General features: G+C 66.5%; 18 protein-coding genes. 10 read left to right on the top strand and 8 right to left on the bottom strand.

The annotated features are described in order from the left end of the window. Complete coding sequence (locus RVF83_RS18160; protein WP_005195075.1) at positions 1–783, bottom strand: FadR/GntR family transcriptional regulator; 783 nt, start codon at positions 781–783, stop codon at positions 1–3. 174 nt (positions 784–957) lie between these two features. On the opposite strand from RVF83_RS18160, the gene RVF83_RS18155 reads away from it, so the two are divergent. Together RVF83_RS18155 and RVF83_RS18150 are read left to right on the top strand one after the other, a co-directional pair. After that, positions 958–1,266: an ArsR/SmtB family transcription factor gene (locus RVF83_RS18155; protein WP_051989242.1), complete on the top strand. Its 309-nt coding sequence runs from the start codon at positions 958–960 to the stop codon at positions 1,264–1,266. 1 nt (position 1,267) lies between these two features. Next, complete coding sequence (locus tag RVF83_RS18150; protein WP_005195073.1) at positions 1,268–1,663, top strand: VOC family protein; 396 nt, start codon at positions 1,268–1,270, stop codon at positions 1,661–1,663. Positions 1,664–1,677: 14 nt separating this feature from the next. Here the strand turns inward: RVF83_RS18150 and RVF83_RS18145 are convergent, their stop codons facing one another. Beyond that, on the bottom strand, positions 1,678–2,811 hold the full coding sequence (locus RVF83_RS18145) for a DUF2235 domain-containing protein (protein WP_039879938.1): 1,134 nt from the start codon (positions 2,809–2,811) through the stop codon (positions 1,678–1,680). Positions 2,812–2,909: 98 nt separating this feature from the next. On the opposite strand from RVF83_RS18145, the gene RVF83_RS18140 reads away from it, so the two are divergent. The 4 genes from RVF83_RS18140 to fadD5 all read left to right on the top strand — a co-directional run bounded on the left by RVF83_RS18140 (position 2,910) and on the right by fadD5 (position 7,108). Further along, positions 2,910–3,416 carry a M15 family metallopeptidase gene (locus tag RVF83_RS18140; protein ID WP_051989241.1) on the top strand — a complete coding sequence of 169 codons (507 nt, stop codon included), beginning with the start codon at positions 2,910–2,912 and terminating at the stop codon, positions 3,414–3,416. A gap of 92 nt (positions 3,417–3,508) precedes the next feature. Then, positions 3,509–3,886 (top strand): YciI family protein, encoded by a 378-nt coding sequence (locus RVF83_RS18135; RefSeq protein WP_005195070.1) that lies wholly within the window; start codon positions 3,509–3,511, stop codon positions 3,884–3,886. Positions 3,887–3,896: 10 nt separating this feature from the next. After that, a complete protein-coding gene (locus RVF83_RS18130) occupies positions 3,897–5,159 on the top strand; it encodes an RNA polymerase sigma factor (RefSeq protein ID WP_005195069.1) in 1,263 nt (420 codons plus the stop codon). 341 nt (positions 5,160–5,500) lie between these two features. Then, positions 5,501–7,108: a fatty-acid--CoA ligase FadD5 gene (gene fadD5 / locus RVF83_RS18125; protein ID WP_005195068.1), complete on the top strand. Its 1,608-nt coding sequence runs from the start codon at positions 5,501–5,503 to the stop codon at positions 7,106–7,108. Positions 7,109–7,194: 86 nt separating this feature from the next. Here the strand turns inward: fadD5 and RVF83_RS18120 are convergent, their stop codons facing one another. The 6 genes from RVF83_RS18120 to RVF83_RS18095 form a co-directional block, all read right to left on the bottom strand. Beyond that, positions 7,195–7,896: a hypothetical protein gene (locus RVF83_RS18120; RefSeq protein ID WP_005195067.1), complete on the bottom strand. Its 702-nt coding sequence runs from the start codon at positions 7,894–7,896 to the stop codon at positions 7,195–7,197. A gap of 31 nt (positions 7,897–7,927) precedes the next feature. Beyond that, positions 7,928–9,097, bottom strand: coding sequence for an FAD-dependent oxidoreductase (locus RVF83_RS18115; protein ID WP_005195066.1), 1,170 nt, complete (start codon positions 9,095–9,097; stop codon positions 7,928–7,930). Further along, positions 9,094–10,002, bottom strand: a complete 909-nt coding sequence (locus RVF83_RS18110) for a DUF1295 domain-containing protein (protein WP_005195065.1) — start codon at positions 10,000–10,002, stop codon at positions 9,094–9,096. The genes RVF83_RS18115 and RVF83_RS18110 overlap by 4 nt, the downstream gene beginning before the upstream one ends. A 26-nt stretch (positions 10,003–10,028) precedes the next feature. Next, a complete protein-coding gene (locus tag RVF83_RS18105; protein ID WP_005195064.1) occupies positions 10,029–10,505 on the bottom strand; it encodes a glutathione peroxidase in 477 nt (158 codons plus the stop codon). Between the two features lie 68 nt (positions 10,506–10,573). Then, positions 10,574–11,290 carry a ferredoxin reductase gene (locus RVF83_RS18100; RefSeq protein ID WP_005195063.1) on the bottom strand — a complete coding sequence of 239 codons (717 nt, stop codon included), beginning with the start codon at positions 11,288–11,290 and terminating at the stop codon, positions 10,574–10,576. After that, on the bottom strand, positions 11,287–11,883 hold the full coding sequence (locus tag RVF83_RS18095; RefSeq protein ID WP_005195062.1) for a sulfite oxidase-like oxidoreductase: 597 nt from the start codon (positions 11,881–11,883) through the stop codon (positions 11,287–11,289). The genes RVF83_RS18100 and RVF83_RS18095 overlap by 4 nt, the downstream gene beginning before the upstream one ends. Before the next feature lie 81 nt (positions 11,884–11,964). Here RVF83_RS18095 and RVF83_RS18090 point away from each other — a divergent pair, with 81 nt between their 5' ends. From RVF83_RS18090 to RVF83_RS18075, 4 genes are all read left to right on the top strand, one after another. Beyond that, positions 11,965–12,168 (top strand): DUF2945 domain-containing protein, encoded by a 204-nt coding sequence (locus RVF83_RS18090; RefSeq protein WP_005195061.1) that lies wholly within the window; start codon positions 11,965–11,967, stop codon positions 12,166–12,168. A gap of 185 nt (positions 12,169–12,353) precedes the next feature. Next, positions 12,354–13,100, top strand: a complete 747-nt coding sequence (locus RVF83_RS18085) for an alpha/beta fold hydrolase (protein WP_247602336.1) — start codon at positions 12,354–12,356, stop codon at positions 13,098–13,100. An 81-nt stretch (positions 13,101–13,181) separates the two neighbouring features. Continuing rightward, a complete protein-coding gene (locus RVF83_RS18080; RefSeq protein ID WP_005195059.1) occupies positions 13,182–14,123 on the top strand; it encodes an ABC transporter ATP-binding protein in 942 nt (313 codons plus the stop codon). Position 14,124: 1 nt separating this feature from the next. Continuing rightward, positions 14,125–15,717 (top strand): ABC transporter permease, encoded by a 1,593-nt coding sequence (locus tag RVF83_RS18075; RefSeq protein WP_005195058.1) that lies wholly within the window; start codon positions 14,125–14,127, stop codon positions 15,715–15,717. Positions 15,718–15,760: the final 43 nt, after the last annotated feature.

Raw genomic sequence — 15,760 nt, 5'->3', positions numbered from 1 at the left:
TCAGTCCATCACGTCCCGGACACGGGTGGTCTCGTGTCCGGCGAGGAGCGCCTGGTTGGAGTTCTTCATGTGACGCTGCCAGTGGGCTGCGGCCTCGGCGCCGTCGCCGGCGCGGACGAGGTCGACGAGCTTCTGATAGGAGCGGATGAGCTTTGTGTACTGCGAGCGCGGCATCGGGCCGTCGTCGATGGTGTTGGCGATGTGACGCTCGGCGATCTCGCTGAGCATGCCCGCGATCATCGCCATTGCCGAGTTACCGGACAGCTCGACAATGCGGCGGTGGAACCAGACCGATGCCTGGGCCATGGTGCCGTTCTCGTAGGCCTCGTCGAGTTCGTTGTCGATGATCGACTGGAGTTCGTCGAACGCATTGGTGTCACCGGTCTCCGCGAGCATCTCCGCGGCTGCGGGTTCGATGACCTCGCGGGCCCGCATGACTTCGGCGACCGTGGTCCCGGACAGCTCCAGCAACAGACCTGCCGGACGCGCGACGATCTCGGGGCCGGGGACACGGATCCGGGCACCAGTACGCGAACCGCGACGCACCTCGACCAGCCGCTCGGACTCGAGGACGCGGACCGCTTCACGCAGCGTCGGGCGGCTCACCTGGAAGTGCGCCATGAGATCGGCTTCGTGAGGGAGAAAATCGCCGTCCTTGAGCCGACCGTCGACGATCATCCGACGCAGGGTGCGTGCCACCAGCTCAGCGGTCTTGGGGGACCGGATCGCACCGCTCGTGGTCGCGGGGACCATCATGGGAGCCAGGTTGACGGGCTTGGTCATGAGTACCTTCCTCGTGCTTGACCACCGACGCTCTCGAGGTGAGGGCGGCGGCCGAACCGGATCTGATCCCCTGGCCGATCTCATACACCCAGTTGTCAAACCCAGTTATACAAGTCGATTCTACGCGACCGCGGCGAGCTGGTCGGCGGCAGAACCGATCGCAGCATCGTTGACATGCAAGCGTGCGCTTGCCTATCGTCAGGTGTGGCAGACGTGTTCCATGCTCTCGACGATCCGACGCGGCGTGCGATCCTCGACGAACTCGCCGACCGTGACGGTCAGACGCTGTTCGAGATCTGCGGACGACTCACCACGAAGCGGGGCTTGAGCCTGACCCGCCAGGCCATCTCGCAGCATCTGGGCGTTCTCGAGGCCGCCGGGCTGATTCACACCGAGAAGCGCGGACGCGCCAAGTTCCACTACTTCGATCCGGCACCACTGGCGGATATCGCCAGACGGTGGCCGGTGACACGAAAGGCATGACATGCGAATCACGTTGACCTCGATCTTCGTCGACGACCAGCGCAAGGCGCTGAGTTTCTACACCGACGTACTGGGCTTCACCAAACACCACGACATCCCGATGGGGGAGAACACGTGGTGGCTCACCGTGAAGTCGCCCGAAGCGCCCGAGAGCGCCGAACTCCTACTGGAGCCGGCCGGGCATCCGGCGGTGAAGCCCTACCGGGATGCGCTCGTCGAAGACGGAATCCCGTTGGCGCAGTTCACCGTCGACGACGTCGAGGCCGAATACCGGCGACTCAGGAAACAAGGCGTCGTCTTCACCCAGGAACCGACCGACATCGGCACCGCGGTGGTGGCCGTCTTCGACGACACCTGCGGAAACCTGATCCAGATCGCCGCGATCAAGGGCGCCTGACGGCATTTGCGCGGTCACACTCCGACGAGAGGCTTGGCGAGCGGCGGGATCTCGACGACCCGCGCTCGCAGCGCGTCGGGGTCGCCCTGGAACGTGGCAACCCACCATCCGATGTTCGGCGCCTTCCGTCGCCGTCCGTCCTGATCGGACTCCCACCGGGTCAGCGCGGGTTCGGCGATCAGCAGCGGGGTCGCCGGGTCCTTCTCGATCTCGAGCCGGCGGCGCTGGAGTCGGTGGCGAATGGTGGTGCCGTGCAGTCGGAATGGCCCGATCGCGAGTTTGGCCAGGTTGACGATCTGATATGCGGCGTTCATCGACTTGTTCGCGGCATATCGGGGGAGCGTCGGATCGACGGGCTGCCGAATGGCGGTGAAGCGGTCGTAGGAGAACTCGAGGCCACGCAGGCTCGCCTCCCACACCATCCAGGCAAGGGTGAGTTCGGACGGTTCGACAACTTCCAGCCCACCGCCGATGTCGGAGTGGACACCCTCGAACCAGACCTGTTTCACGTCCGTCTGCGTGTTGTCGGCCTTTTCCCAGACACACGGATCGAAGGTCAGGCGGCACTCGTCGATCGCCAGCGCCTGCCGGGCGACGTCGACCTTCTTTCCAAGATGCACATCGTGGAACTTGTGCTTGTGCCGCGTGATGCCGGGTACGCCGAGGGCGCCCACGGTGTCGAACACCCCGATGAAGGCGATGGGCACCTCGCGTCCGAGGGCCGGGAACTTCTTCTTGTCCCGGTAGAGCTCCAAGGCCTTCTCGAACAGGTTGCTGGTGGAGTCCTCGGCCAACTGGCGTGGCGTGATCAGACCGACCTTGCCGATCATCCCGGCCAGGCTCCGCGCGGTATACGCGCCCCGACTGAATCCGAACACGAAGATCTCGTCATCGGGCTCGTAGTTGAGGACGAGAAAGCGATACGCGTCAAGAAGATTCGCGTCCAGGCCGCAACCGAAGGCGCCCCCGAAGACGCGGTCGGACCACGAGGAACCCGTACCGACCCCGTTGACGTAGTGGACGAGTTGGACCGCGCCGTCGGTGGCGTCGGTCTTGACTGCGCGAGCGATCTTCTCGACGTTGGAGATCCGCGGATCCTTGGATGATTTCCAGGTGCCGTCGCAGCAGATGATCAAGCGTTTCCTCATGTCGGCCCCTCCGGTGCATCGACGGCCTCGACATGTTCGACGGTAACGCCGCAGACCGGTACCCGCAGCCCAGGTCAGTCGTACGGTTTACTGGTCTGATGAGCAACCTCGCGTCTCGACTGATGGGCGCCGCACTCGCGTCAGGTGCCGCCGCGTCTGCCGTGCTCGGCGTCGGTTCGGCGGGGGCAGCGCCCACCTTCCTTGCCCCAGGAACGGATGGCCTGGCTCCCGGCCTTGCCGCGTCGTACACGCTCGCCTCGAACGAGGCCCGGACGCAAGGTGTTCCGATCTGGATCACCTCGGGGAAGCGGTCGGATGCCGAGCAACGACAGCTCTGGCGCAACGCGATCGCGACCTATGGCAGTCCCGCGGCAGCCAGGCGCTGGGTCCTGCCCGCCGAAGAGTCACCGCACGTTCGCGGCGAGGCTGTCGACGTCGGCCCGTGGGACGGTGCGGCCTGGCTCGAACGCAACGGTCACCGGTGGGGGCTGTGCCGGACCTTTGCCAACGAGTGGTGGCATTTCGAGCTCGCGACCACACCGGGGACTCAGTGTCCGCCGATGTGGCCGGATGCTGCGGTCCGAGCAGATCGGCGCGGAATCTGATCGATCGGTCGTAGGCTGTCGATCGACGGGTCGCACGCTCGTCATCTCCTCACACCGACCGAGAGCCGGTCCTGGTGATCAGGAGGTCGACCATGCACTACTCAATCTTGCTGCACTACCCCGAGCACGACGCCTCGACGCTCGGCGAGGAAGCCATCCAGGCCGGTCAGGCCGCATTCTCGGCCTACACCCACAGGCTGCAGGACGCCGGCGTCCTCGTGAGTGCCGAGGTACTGCGGGATTCGACAGCCACCACGACGATCCGGAAGGTCGACGGCGAGCTCGTCGTCCAGGACGGGCCCTTCGCAGACACCAAGGAGCAGCTCGGCGGAACAATTGTCGTCGATGTCGAGGACCTGGATGCCGCCATCGACTGGGCTCGTCAGGCGCCTCCGATCGACTGGGGCGTCATCGAGATCCGACCCGGCGCGACGTACACCGTGGACGGGGCATGGATCCCCAACGGATGATTGCCGGCGGATGATCGGCGAACAGATGACCCGGGACGGGGCACACGCCGCCGCCGATCACGCTGCACGCGAGTCGTATTCGCGGTTGGTGGCGCTTCTCGCCGCGACGTCCGGCGACCTCGCACTCGCCGAGGACGCTTTGTCGACCGCCTTCGAACGCGCGCTGCGCACGTGGCCCGTGGACGGCACACCGGAGAAACCGACCGCGTGGCTGCTCTCCGTCGCCCGCAACCACCTGCGCGACGTCTGGAAATCCGCGGCACACCGGAAGTCGGCCGAACTCGACGACCGGGCCGACAACGTCGGGGAGGCAGTGGTGACACCCATCGACGACCTCGACCCCGATGCCATCGGCGACAAACGACTCGAGCTGCTGTTCACGTGTGCGCACCCGGCGATCGACCCGGCCATCCGGACACCGCTGATGCTGCAGGCGGTGCTCGGATTCGAGGCAGCCGATGTCGCCGCGGCGTTCGCGGTGGCCCCCGCGACGATGGCGCAACGCCTCGTACGCGCGAAGCGACGTATCCGGGACGCCCGCATCCCGTTCGTCGTTCCCGACCGCGCGGCCATGCCGGCACGTCTGTCCGCAGTTCTCGAGGCGATCTACGGGTGCTTCGCGATCGCCTGGGACGATCCGACCGGCTCCGGTACCGACGCCGTCGACTCGATGGCCGGGGAGGCGCTGTATCTGGCGGTGACGCTCGCCGACCTCCTCGACGACGAGCCCGAGGCGTGGGGCCTGGCCGCTCTCATCGCCCTCTCGTCGGCACGCGTCCCTTCCCGCACCGGGTCGTTCGTCCCTCTGGAGGAACAGGACCCGGACCTGTGGAACGGAGACCTGATCCGAGACGGCGAAGCGATGCTCCAACGTGCCGCCGTCCTCGGCGCTCCGATGGGACGGTTCCAGCTCGAGGCCGCGATGCAGTCGGTTCACACCGACCGCGCTCGCACCGGCGTCGTCGACTGGGACGCTCTGCGGACATTGTCGGCCGCCCTCGTCATCGTCACCCCGACCCTGGGGGCACAGGTCGCTCACGCCGCGATCGTGGCGCGCGCGAGCTCACCGGCCGAAGGTCTGGCTCTGCTCGACCGACTCGAGTCAGAGCACGATCTCGATGACTTCCAGCCGTTCCACGCCACACGAGCGGATCTCCTCTCCCGCACCGGGTCTGCGGCGGCCGCACGGCACCACTTCGAGCGTGCCGCCGTGCTGTCGCGTGACCCACGTGTCCGCGACTGGTTACGCCGCCGTGCGGACCACGTGCGGTGATGCCGATTCACGCCGCAGCGCGCGCAGACGCAACGGACGAGGCATGACCGCAACCGCCGAGGCCATCACCGACCTGACCTGCGAGCCCTACCGCTCACGCCGAAACGTTGACCCGTCGCGGGTGGGTTCGGCGACCGGGTCATGATGGCGCTGCTCCATCGCACCGAGTACGTCGAAGCGACTCTGGGAGTAGACCGCTTCGGCAGCAAGGACGCCGGTTTGTCCGATTGACCGGGCGAAATCTCACGAGCAACCCGTCGAGTCTGCGTAGGGTGTGACGCAGACAACTGTGACGCAGACAACAATGTCGAGCTTTGCACTATCGACACGGGAGCCAGTGAATGACCGCAACGTACGAAGCCACCGCCGATCTGACCACCGAGCCGTACCGCTCGCGCCGCAACCACTGGAACAACCAGGTTCACCGGCATGCGCTCATGACGCCGGACAAAGTGGCTATCACGTACCTGGACAAGTCCACGACGTGGAAGCAACTCGACGATCGGTCACGGGCTTTCGGCGCCGCGCTGAGCCGACTCGGTGTGCAGTTCGGTGATCGCATCCTGATGGTGCTGCTCAACCGCACCGAATACGTCGAAGCGGTGCTCGGCGCCACGCTGATCGGCGCTATCCCGGTGCCGGTGAACATCCGGATGAGCCCGGCCGAGGTCGCCTACCTCGTCGCCGACAGCGGCGCGAAGGTCATCGTGACCGAGAAGCTCCTCGCACCTCTGGTGGACGCCGTGTCGGCGTCCACCGGTGGGATCGATACCCTGATCGTCGTCGACGGCAGCGAGAACCCGCAGCACCTCGAGTACGAAGGCCTTCTTGCCCAAGGGGACGCGGACCTGCCCGCGGTCGATGTCCCCGAGGACACCGTCGCGGCGATCATGTACACCTCCGGTACCACCGGAAAGCCCAAGGGCGCCATGTTGACCCACCAGAACTTCCACGCCCAGGCGGTGACCACGATGGCCACCACTGCCAACGCGGACGCCGACGACGTCGCATCGGTGGTGCCGCCGATGTTCCACATCGCCGGCCTGGCCGCCTTTGCCCCGGTCTTCTACCGCGGCATCCGAGCCGTCATCCACCCGCTGGGCGCCTTCGACCCCGACGCCATGCTCGACACCCTCGAAAGAGAAGGCACCACTTCGGTGTTCATGGTGCCCGCCCAATGGCAGGCGGTGTGCGCAGCGCAGAAGGCCCGTCCGCGAAAGCTCCGCCTGCGCAACATCAGCTGGGGTGCGGCGCCGGCGTCGGACACCGTCCTCAATGCGATGGGTGAGGCCTTCCCCGACGCGCTCAACATGACCGCCTTCGGGCAGACCGAGATGTCTCCGGTGACAACCATCCTCGAGGGCAAGGACGCACTCCGTAAACAAGGTTCGATCGGCAAGGTGGTGCCGGCGGTGACCGCGCGCATCGTCGACCCGCTGATGAACGATGTGAAACCCGGCGAGGTGGGGGAGATCGTCTACCGCGGACCCAACCTCATGAAGGGCTACTGGAACAAGCCCGAAGCGACCGCGGAGGCTTTCCGCGGCGGGTGGTTCCACTCCGGAGACCTCGTGCGCGAGGACGAAGACGGTTTCCTGTACGTCGTCGACCGCGCGAAAGACATGATCATCTCCGGCGGCGAGAACATCTACTGCGCCGAGGTCGAGAACGTCCTGTACGGCCACCCGGCGATCATAGAGGCCGCGATCATCGGTCGCGCACATGAGAAGTGGGGCGAGGTGCCAGTCGCCGTCGTCGTCCTGGCCGAGGGGGTCACCGACCTGACGCTGGCCGACCTGGAACCCCACCTCAACGAGAACCTGGCACGGTTCAAGCACCCCAAGGATCTGGTCATCATCGACGAGCTGCCGCGTAACGCCGGTGGCAAGGTCGTCAAGCCGAAGCTGCGCGAGACCTACGGCAGCAAGGATGCCGGGCTCGCCGACTGACCGCTTCCGCAGCATGAACGAATCTACCCGCCACCTCGACGAGGTGGCGGGTTGATCTTCTCAATGGTGGGTGCGTCTGACCATCACTACTTCTTCTTGTTCTTCTTGTCCTTCGGTGGGCGGGTCGCTGCGAGCTCTCGCCCGCGCCGCCGATAGCGCCAGATGAACCATCCGACGACGATCGCGAGAAGGACGCCGATGATCACGCCCCATGCGGTGGCGGCGCGGAAACCGGGTGCGTCGACGTCGAAGATGCGTTCACCCGCGTGTGCACCGTTGCCGCCGCCGATGACGACGGTCAGCGTCAGCAGGTTGGGGATCGCCACGATGACGCCGACCACGGCGAACGCGATGGCGGGGACATTTCGCAGGCGACTGCGACTAAGGAACGCGAACGTGAACAGCAACAGCGGCACGAAGGTGCACACGACACCGAGGACGAGGCCGGTCCAGACACCGCTGGCCATCGACCCGTCGACGCGGCGACCGATCTGTCCGGCCCACCAGCGCGGCAGGAACGCCTCGAGGATGAAGTACGTGATCACCAGGAGGGCGGCAATGATCAGGCCGATGACGACCTTCTTGATGAGGGTGTTCGCGCGTTCGGCAGCCGTTGGCTTCAGAGACGTGTCGGTCGTCCCCGGCGTAGCCGGCGGTGTCGAGCCTGCCGTCGTACCCGGCAGTGTCGAGCCTGCCGGTGTCGACGCGGTCGGGATCGGCGCGGTGTGCGACCCGGGCGGCGGATCGACCGGGTCTGACGAATGGGCCGAGAACTGCTCGTTACTCATGTGGGCGAGTGTAAGCGCGGAAGATGACCTTTCAGGTGCGACGCCGCCGACGATCCGGCGACAACAAAGAGGACGTCGGAGATCCGGTGTCGCGAATCCCGCCGTAGATTCCACGTCGCACAATCCACGGTTGCAGCACCGCGTCCACCGACCAGGCCGGGAATCGGAACGCCCGGCCGTTCGGCGCGAACACCTGCAGACCGTCGTGCTGCACGCCGAGAACCGACCCCCACCGCCGTCGGGGCGGCACATAGGTCCGCGCCCGGTCCGGCCGACCCGAGAGGTCCACCCTGACGTTGTGGGCGAGAAGCCGGTCAGCTCGGTTGCGGGCTGAACTTCGGAGAGGGTCGGTCGCGGCGATGTCGCCGACGGCGTAAACCCGTTCGTGACCGGGAACCCGGAGTTCGGGTGTCACGCGGACGAATCCGTCCGCGTCGAGGATCTCCGCGGGCAGCCATGCCGAATTCGGGGCGACCCGGCCGATTGCCCAGAGCACCGCGTCGGCCTGCGCCGCGTCCTGCCCGGTGGACCAGCGCACCGACCCGCTGGTGATCTCGTCGCAGGCGAAGCCGTCGGGCACCTGCGCGCGGTGTCCGCCGTGCACTCCGACGCCGAGCCGGTCCAGGCGCGCCGCCACGTTCTGCCAGGTGCGCTGGTGGTGACGAGGAAGTGCGCGCTCGCCGGGGTGGTAGAGGTCGATGCGTTTGTCCGGCCATGTCGCAGCGAGGTTCGCCGCCGCACTCACCGCTGCTGCCCCGCCGCCGACCACCGCGATCGATTCCGCCCTCGCCAGCCGGGAATGAGCGGCGGTGAGGTCCCGATCGACGTCGGTCGGGGACTGAAGGCCCGGGCGACGCCAGAAGCCGTTGCGGACACCGGTTGCGATGATCAGGCTGTCGAACGGTTCGACGTGCTCGGTTCCGTCTGCACCGGTGACCGTGACGGTTCGTCCGTCGAGGTCGGCCGCGGTCAACGAACCGTGGATGGTGCGGACGCGATCGAGCTTCCGAAATCGCTCGAACGGGATCCGGTAGTCGCGAGCCCAGGTGTCGGGCCGGCTCACGCGTAGCCCGAGTTCCTGACCGCTGACCAGTCCGGTCTTCGACGAGATCCCGACGACGTCGGCGTGCCGGGACAGGTGGATGGCGGTGAGAATTCCTGTGTCACCGAGGCCGGCGACAACGACGCGGGGTCGGGTCATCCGGGGACGTGCTCGGTTGACTGCGGGGGTCGGTCACCGCGCGGCGGTCGTGGGACGAATCGCGACACCCGGTCGACGACGTCGGCGTAACCGGGGCGTCGGGAGAGGCTGCGCTGCTCCATCATCGGAATGCTGGCGCCGAGGAACATCGCCAGCATCACCACCACGCCGACGAGCAACCACCACCAGTCGGAGGGTGCGGCGGCGATCCCGAACAACGCCATCGCCACCCAGAACGAGAACTCGCCGAAGTAGTTCGGGTGTCGCGACCACGACCACACGCCGGTGTCCAGGACCGACCCCGGCGTGCGATGCACGGTGAAGCGACGCAGCTGGGCGTCGGCGACGTATTCGAGGGCGACGGCGGCGAACCCCACGACCGCAGCCAGTGCGGTCAGCCACGCGACCGTCGAATCCGTGTGGGTCACTGCGACATACACCGGGACCATGCCCAGGAACACCTGGATGGTGGGGATGACGTGAATGGCGAACAGGTCGACGACGAACGCCGCACCACCGGCACGCTCCTTCAGCATTCCGTAGCGCCAGTCCTCATGTTCCAGACCCGGCCACCCGATCGCCCAGTTGGCGGTGAGACGGATCGCCCACACGCCGACCACGACGGCGAGGACCCAGCAGTGCATGGCATCGACCCCGACATCGCCTGCGACCCACCAGTACACGAGAAGCACAGGTGGGATCACGCTCCAGTAGGCGTCGTACATGCTCGAATTCGCGTACCGGCGGCTGAAGCAGAAGATCACGAGGGTCGCCCACAGGTCGGCGATGAGGGTGTCGAGCCACATGTGACCGGTGTCGGGTCCCAGCCACAGCCACCCCGTGGCGACACCCAGCGCGATCACGTAGGCGACGACCACGCGCACGAACGACGTTGTCCGACTCATGATGTCTCGTCGCTACCGTCGGCGCGTCACAGTTGTTTCTCGATGGCCCCGACCAATTTCTCGGGTTTGGTGGCCGGGGCGAATCGTTCTACGACCACACCGTCGCGGTTCACCAGGAACTTGGTGAAGTTCCATTTGATCCGGCCGCCGAACACTCCCGACTTCTGGGTGCGCAGCCACTCGAAGAGGGGATGGGCGTGCGGACCGTTCACATCGACCTTGGCGAACATCGGAAACGTGACGTCGTAGGTGAGCGAGCAGAAATTCTTGATCTCTTCTTCGTCACCCGGTTCCTGGTGGGCGAACTGGTCGCACGGGAAGCCGAGGACACGCAATCCCTGATCCTGATAGTCGCGGTGCAGCGTCTCGAGCCCCTGGTATTGCGGCGTGAAGCCGCACTTCGACGCGGTGTTCACGATCAGCAGCGGATCGCCCTGGAACGTCGAGAGGTCGACCGGGTTGCCGTCGATCCCGGTCGCGGTGAAGTCATACGCGGAAGTCATGTCGCCACGCTACTTCTGGTCGGCCCAGAACAGCATGCATTGAACCGAACCCGCAGGCCGCGGTTGCGTCAGTCGCCGAAGCGTTCGGTACGGATCCGGGTCGGGTCGTGGCCGGCGTCGACCATCCACTTCGCACAGTCCTCGACGAACTTGTTCGGTCCGCAGATGTAGACGGTCGGCGAGCGGGATGGATTCATGGTGAGCGAGGCCAACTCCGCCGAGTCCAGGCGCCCCGCCGGTCTCTGCGACCCTGCGGGTGCAACGCGAGTGTGGACCAGGTGGAGGTCCATGCGGTGGTGCTCCGTGAGCTGCCGGATCTCGTCGCGGTAGTAGACGCGTTCGGGGCTGCGCACCGAGTAGACCAGGTTGAAGGGCGTCAGCGGTGCGTCGACCTCGCGACTGCGGATCATCGACATCAGTGGCGCCACCCCGGACCCGCCGCCGATCAGTTGCACCGGGCGGTCATCGCCCGAGGCCCAGGTGAAGTACCAGCCGTGCGGTCCGCTGATCTCCAGCGGATCGCCGACCTCCACGACGTCGACCAGATATGGCGACACCTCGCCGTCGTCGAGCCGCTCGACGGTGACCTCGACCGATCGGGTCTCCCGGGCGTCGGACACCGAGTAGGTGCGTGCGGTGGAGTAGCCGTCCTCCGCGGTGAGCCGGATGTCGACGTGCTGGCCGGGAAGCACGTGGATCGGTTCGGGAAGCGCGAGACGCAGAGTGCGCGCGGACGGGGTGATGTCGACGACGGAGGTCACCGTCGTCAGCAGCCAGTCCGTCACGAGTACCGCTGCTCACGCCAGGGGTCACCGTACATGTGGTACCCGCGCTCCTCCCAGAAGCCCGGCGTGTCCTCCGGCATGAACCGAAGGCGCCGAACCCATTTCGCGCTCTTCCAGAAGTAGAGGTGGGGGACGAGGAGTCGGGCGGGCCCGCCGTGTTCGGGTGCCAGCGGCTCGCCGTCGTAGGTGTCGGCGATCCAACCCTGTCCGCCGGTCAGAGCGGCCAGCGGGACGTTGGTGGTGTACCCGCCGTAGCAGTGCGCCATGACGTAGGCGGCGGGTTCGAAGGGCAGCGCATCGACCAGGGTGTCGAAGGAGACTCCGCGCCAGCGCGTCGCGAACTTCGACCACCTTGTGACGCAATGAATGTCGGTGGTGATCTCGCCGTGGGGCAGCGACTGGAACTGCTCCCAGGTGAACGTCGTCGCCCGGTGCTCGGCGGACTGGACGGCCAGCGACCATGTGTCCAGGCGGATCGAGGGAGTCGGTTCGGCCGACAACACCGGGAAGTCGAGGGTCGTGTACTGCCCGGGAGGCAGACGGCGGGCATCGCGGTCGCGCCGGCCCACGAAGCCTCGGTTGACGATCGCCATGGTCGCGGAGTCTACGCGCAGCCGACCCGGGTGGTGCAGTCGCGAGGTTTGGCGGAACACCGCACCGGGGCATCCCGGGGGATGGCGATCAACAAGAACGACACCGTCCGCTGGAACACCTCGCAGGGCGAAACCGAGGGAACCGCGGTGGAGAAACGCACCAAGGAGTTCACCTTCGAGGGGCAGAAGTTCAAAGCCAGTGAGGACGAACCGTATTGGATCGTGAAGTCGTCCAAGACCGGTGCGAAGGCGGCACACAAGGAGTCGTCGTTGTCCGAGAAATAGGCGACGCTGTTCCCCGGAACCTCGAATAACCAGCCAAAAGCCGGTAACGTCGGGGTCTGTCGGGGCCGAAACCGCCACTCACGAAGGGTTCCGCCATCGCCGTCGACTCGCTCCATCAGCCCCGAAACAACGTGCGCCGGAACGTGTTGGGATTGCTCTCGGTCCTCGCCGCACTCCTGACGACGATGGTGTCTGTCACGTCCGCCTCCGCCGCACCGCCCCCGACGATCGTGCTGGTGCACGGAGCCTTCGCGGACTCGACCGGTTGGGACGGCGTCGCGACGCGGCTGTCGTCGAAGGGTTATGCCGTTCAACGGTTCGACAATCCGCTCCGCGGGCCCGCCCACGACTCGGCGCTACTGGAGAAGAAACTGGCCACCATCGACGGGCCGATCGTGCTCGTCGGGCATTCGTACGGAGGCATGGTCATCACGAATGTCGACGATCCGGACGTGGTCGCCAACGTGTACATCACCGCGTTCGCTCCGGCGCAGGGCGAGTTCGTGCAGGGGTTACTCAATCCGATCGTCTATCCCGGCAGTCGACTCCTGCCGCCGGCGTTGCAGGTGAAGGTGGTCGACGATCCCACGGGCGTCGCGGGTCGCAACATCGACGGGTACATCGCGAAGCCGTACTTCCGGGAAGTCTTCGCACAGGACGTCAGCGTGGCAACCGCAGCCGACATGTTCGCGCATCAGAAGTCCGCGGCGCTCGTCGCGAATCTCGAACCGTCAGGTCCGGCGTCGTGGACCCGGGTGCCGAGCTGGTACCTGGTCTCGCGACAGGACCGCGTGATCCCGCCTGCACTTCAGCGCTTCATGGCGACGCGCGCCGCATCGGGGCACACCTCGGAGGTCGACGCCTCACACGTGTCCATGGTGTCTCACCCGGCCGTGGTGGCCGCCCTGATCGAAAAGGCCGCCAGCGCTTAGCGGCAAGTCGGTGTCGTTTCGGGCCTACCTCATCGGCTGCTGTGCAACGCTTATGGCGATCGCCGATCCTGGAGGTTCGCCATGCCCACCGGAGTGTCCGACGCCCCCGGGCGGTCACCCGCTGATCTCGCCGTGGACGTCCGTGGACTACACAAGTCCTTCGGCAGATTCGAGGCACTGCGAGGACTCGACCTGACCGTCCGCCGCGGCGAGGTCCACGGTTTCCTCGGCCCCAACGGCGCCGGCAAGTCGACGACGATTCGCGTACTGCTCGGTCTGTTGCGCGCCGATGCGGGTGAGGTCCGCCTGCTGGGCGGGGATCCGTGGCGCGACGTCGTCGAACTCCATCGCCGACTGGCCTACGTCCCCGGCGACGTGTCCCTGTGGCCGGCCATGACCGGCGGCGAGATGATCGATCTCCTCGGCTCGATGCGCGGCGGACTCGACGAGGAGCGTCGTGCCGATCTCGTCCGACGTTTCGAGCTCGACACCACGAAACGGGGACGCCAGTATTCGAAGGGCAACCGCCAGAAGGTGGCGATCGTCGCCGCGCTGGCATCGGATGTCGAGCTGCTGATCCTCGACGAGCCGACGTCGGGTCTGGACCCGTTGATGGAGAACGTCTTCCAGGAGGTGGTCGGGGAGGCGAAGTCCCGTGGCACGACGGTGCTGTTGTCGAGTCACATCCTCGCCGAGGCCGAAACCCTCGCCGACCGGCTCAGCATCATCCGCGACGGCGCGATCGTCGCCACGGGAACCCTGTCAGACCTGCGCGGCCACACCCGGACGTCGGTCCGCGCCGAACTCGACACCATCCCGTCCGGCGATCGGCTCACCGAGCTGCACGACGTCCAGGTCGACGGCCACCGTCTCTGTGCCACAGTCGATTCGGATCGGATCGGCGATGTGATGGCGATGCTGACCTCGTGCGGCCTGCGGTCGCTGACCGTCGAGCCGCCGTCGCTGGAAAGCCTCTTCCTCCGGCTCTACGAAGCCGAAGGTGCGACGCCGGGGGAGCGGTGAGATGACCGGCGCCTCGATCGTTGGTACGCGGCCCCTGCTGAAGGCGTCGCTGCACCATGGAGGGAGCACCTTCGCCCCGTGGATCGTGTTGCCGACGGCGCTGGCGGTGTCGTCGGTCCTCGTCTATCCCTGGTTGTTTCCCGACGCTCTGGAACGCAAGGCGTTTGCTGCCACGGTCGGGGCGAATCCGGCACTGGGGCTGATCTTCGGTCCGGCCTACGACCTGTCGACGACCGACGGTTTCACCGCGTGGCGCAGCCTCGCACTCGGCGGGTTCATCGCGGCGCTCGGCGCGATCTTCATCGTCGTCAAGGGCACTCGCGGACAGGAGGACTCGGGTCAGGCCGAACTACTGGCATCTGGTGTTCTCGGTAGGTCTTCGAGACTGCTGGCCGCGCTGGTCATGGCGATGATGTGCTCGCTGGCGATCGGCGCCGTGGCCGGCGTTGCCACCGGCCTGTGCGGTGGCTCCTGGGGCTCGTCGATGTTGCTCGGTGCCGGATTCACCGTGACCGGTTGGATGTTCGCCGCCGTCGCGGCGGTCAGCGCCCAGATCGGGGCGGATGCCCGTGCGGCGACCACCATCTCGGTGTCACTACTCGGCGTGCTCTTCATCTTGAGGGGGTTTCTCTACTCGGTGAGCGCACCGTCGTGGACGACCTGGGCCAATCCGCTCGGCTGGATTCAGGAGACGCGGCCGGCGACCGGCGATCACTGGTGGCCGTTGGGTCTCGGAGTCGCATTCGCGATCGTCGTCGCGGGACTGGGTTTCGCACTGCAGGTTTCTCGCGACTTCGGCCAGGGACTCGTTCCGTCTCGTCCCGGCGCACCGCGGGGCCGGACCGGGACGCCGACGGGACTCGCCGTTCGCCTCAACCGGGCACCCATCGCGTCGTGGTCGGTGGCGTTCGTCGGCCTTGGTGTCGTCTTCGGATACTTCACCCGGTCGGTGAAGAGTCTGCTGGAGACGAATCCGGCGATGGCCGCGATCTTCGCTTCCGGCGCTGCGTCACCGAACGATCTGATCTCCGCTTTCGTCTCGACGATCCTGAGCCTGGTCGGCATCATCGCGTCGGTGGCCGGGGTGCAGATCGTCAACCGTGTCCGCACCGAGGAACTCGAGGACCGCACCGAAGCGGTGCTCGCGACATCGGTTGCACGCGTGCGCTACTTCGCGACCAACGTCGTGGTGGCGTTTCTGGCGACGGCGGCATTCCTGCTGATCGCCGGGATGGTGGTGGGCATCTTCGCGTCGACCGCCGGTATCGGGATCACCTTCGGCGACGCGCTGCTGCAGGCGGTCGCGACGATCCCGGCGACGTGGACCGTGATCGCCTTCGCGGTCGCGGTGATCGGCGCGCGCCCGGAGGCCCGCCCGGCCATCTGGCTCGGTGTGTTGGTGTCATTTGTGATGACCATCCTGGGCCCGAGCTTCAAGTTGCCCGGTTGGGCCCTGGGTTTCAGCCCGTTTCATCACGTGCCCGACGTCGCTGCCGCCGGCGCGAACTGGTGGGGCGTGCTGTGGATCGGACTGGTGACCCTGGGGTTGCTGGCCATCGGCTCCGCCGGGTTCCGACGACGCGACATCCCGTGATCGTGCCCAGACGCGTATGACGTTGAACCCGAAAACCGGGCTC

The organism is Gordonia rubripertincta, assembly GCF_038024875.1.
Lineage (GTDB): Bacteria > Actinomycetota > Actinomycetes > Mycobacteriales > Mycobacteriaceae > Gordonia > Gordonia rubripertincta.
This window is presented reverse-complemented; position numbering and strand designations above follow the sequence as displayed.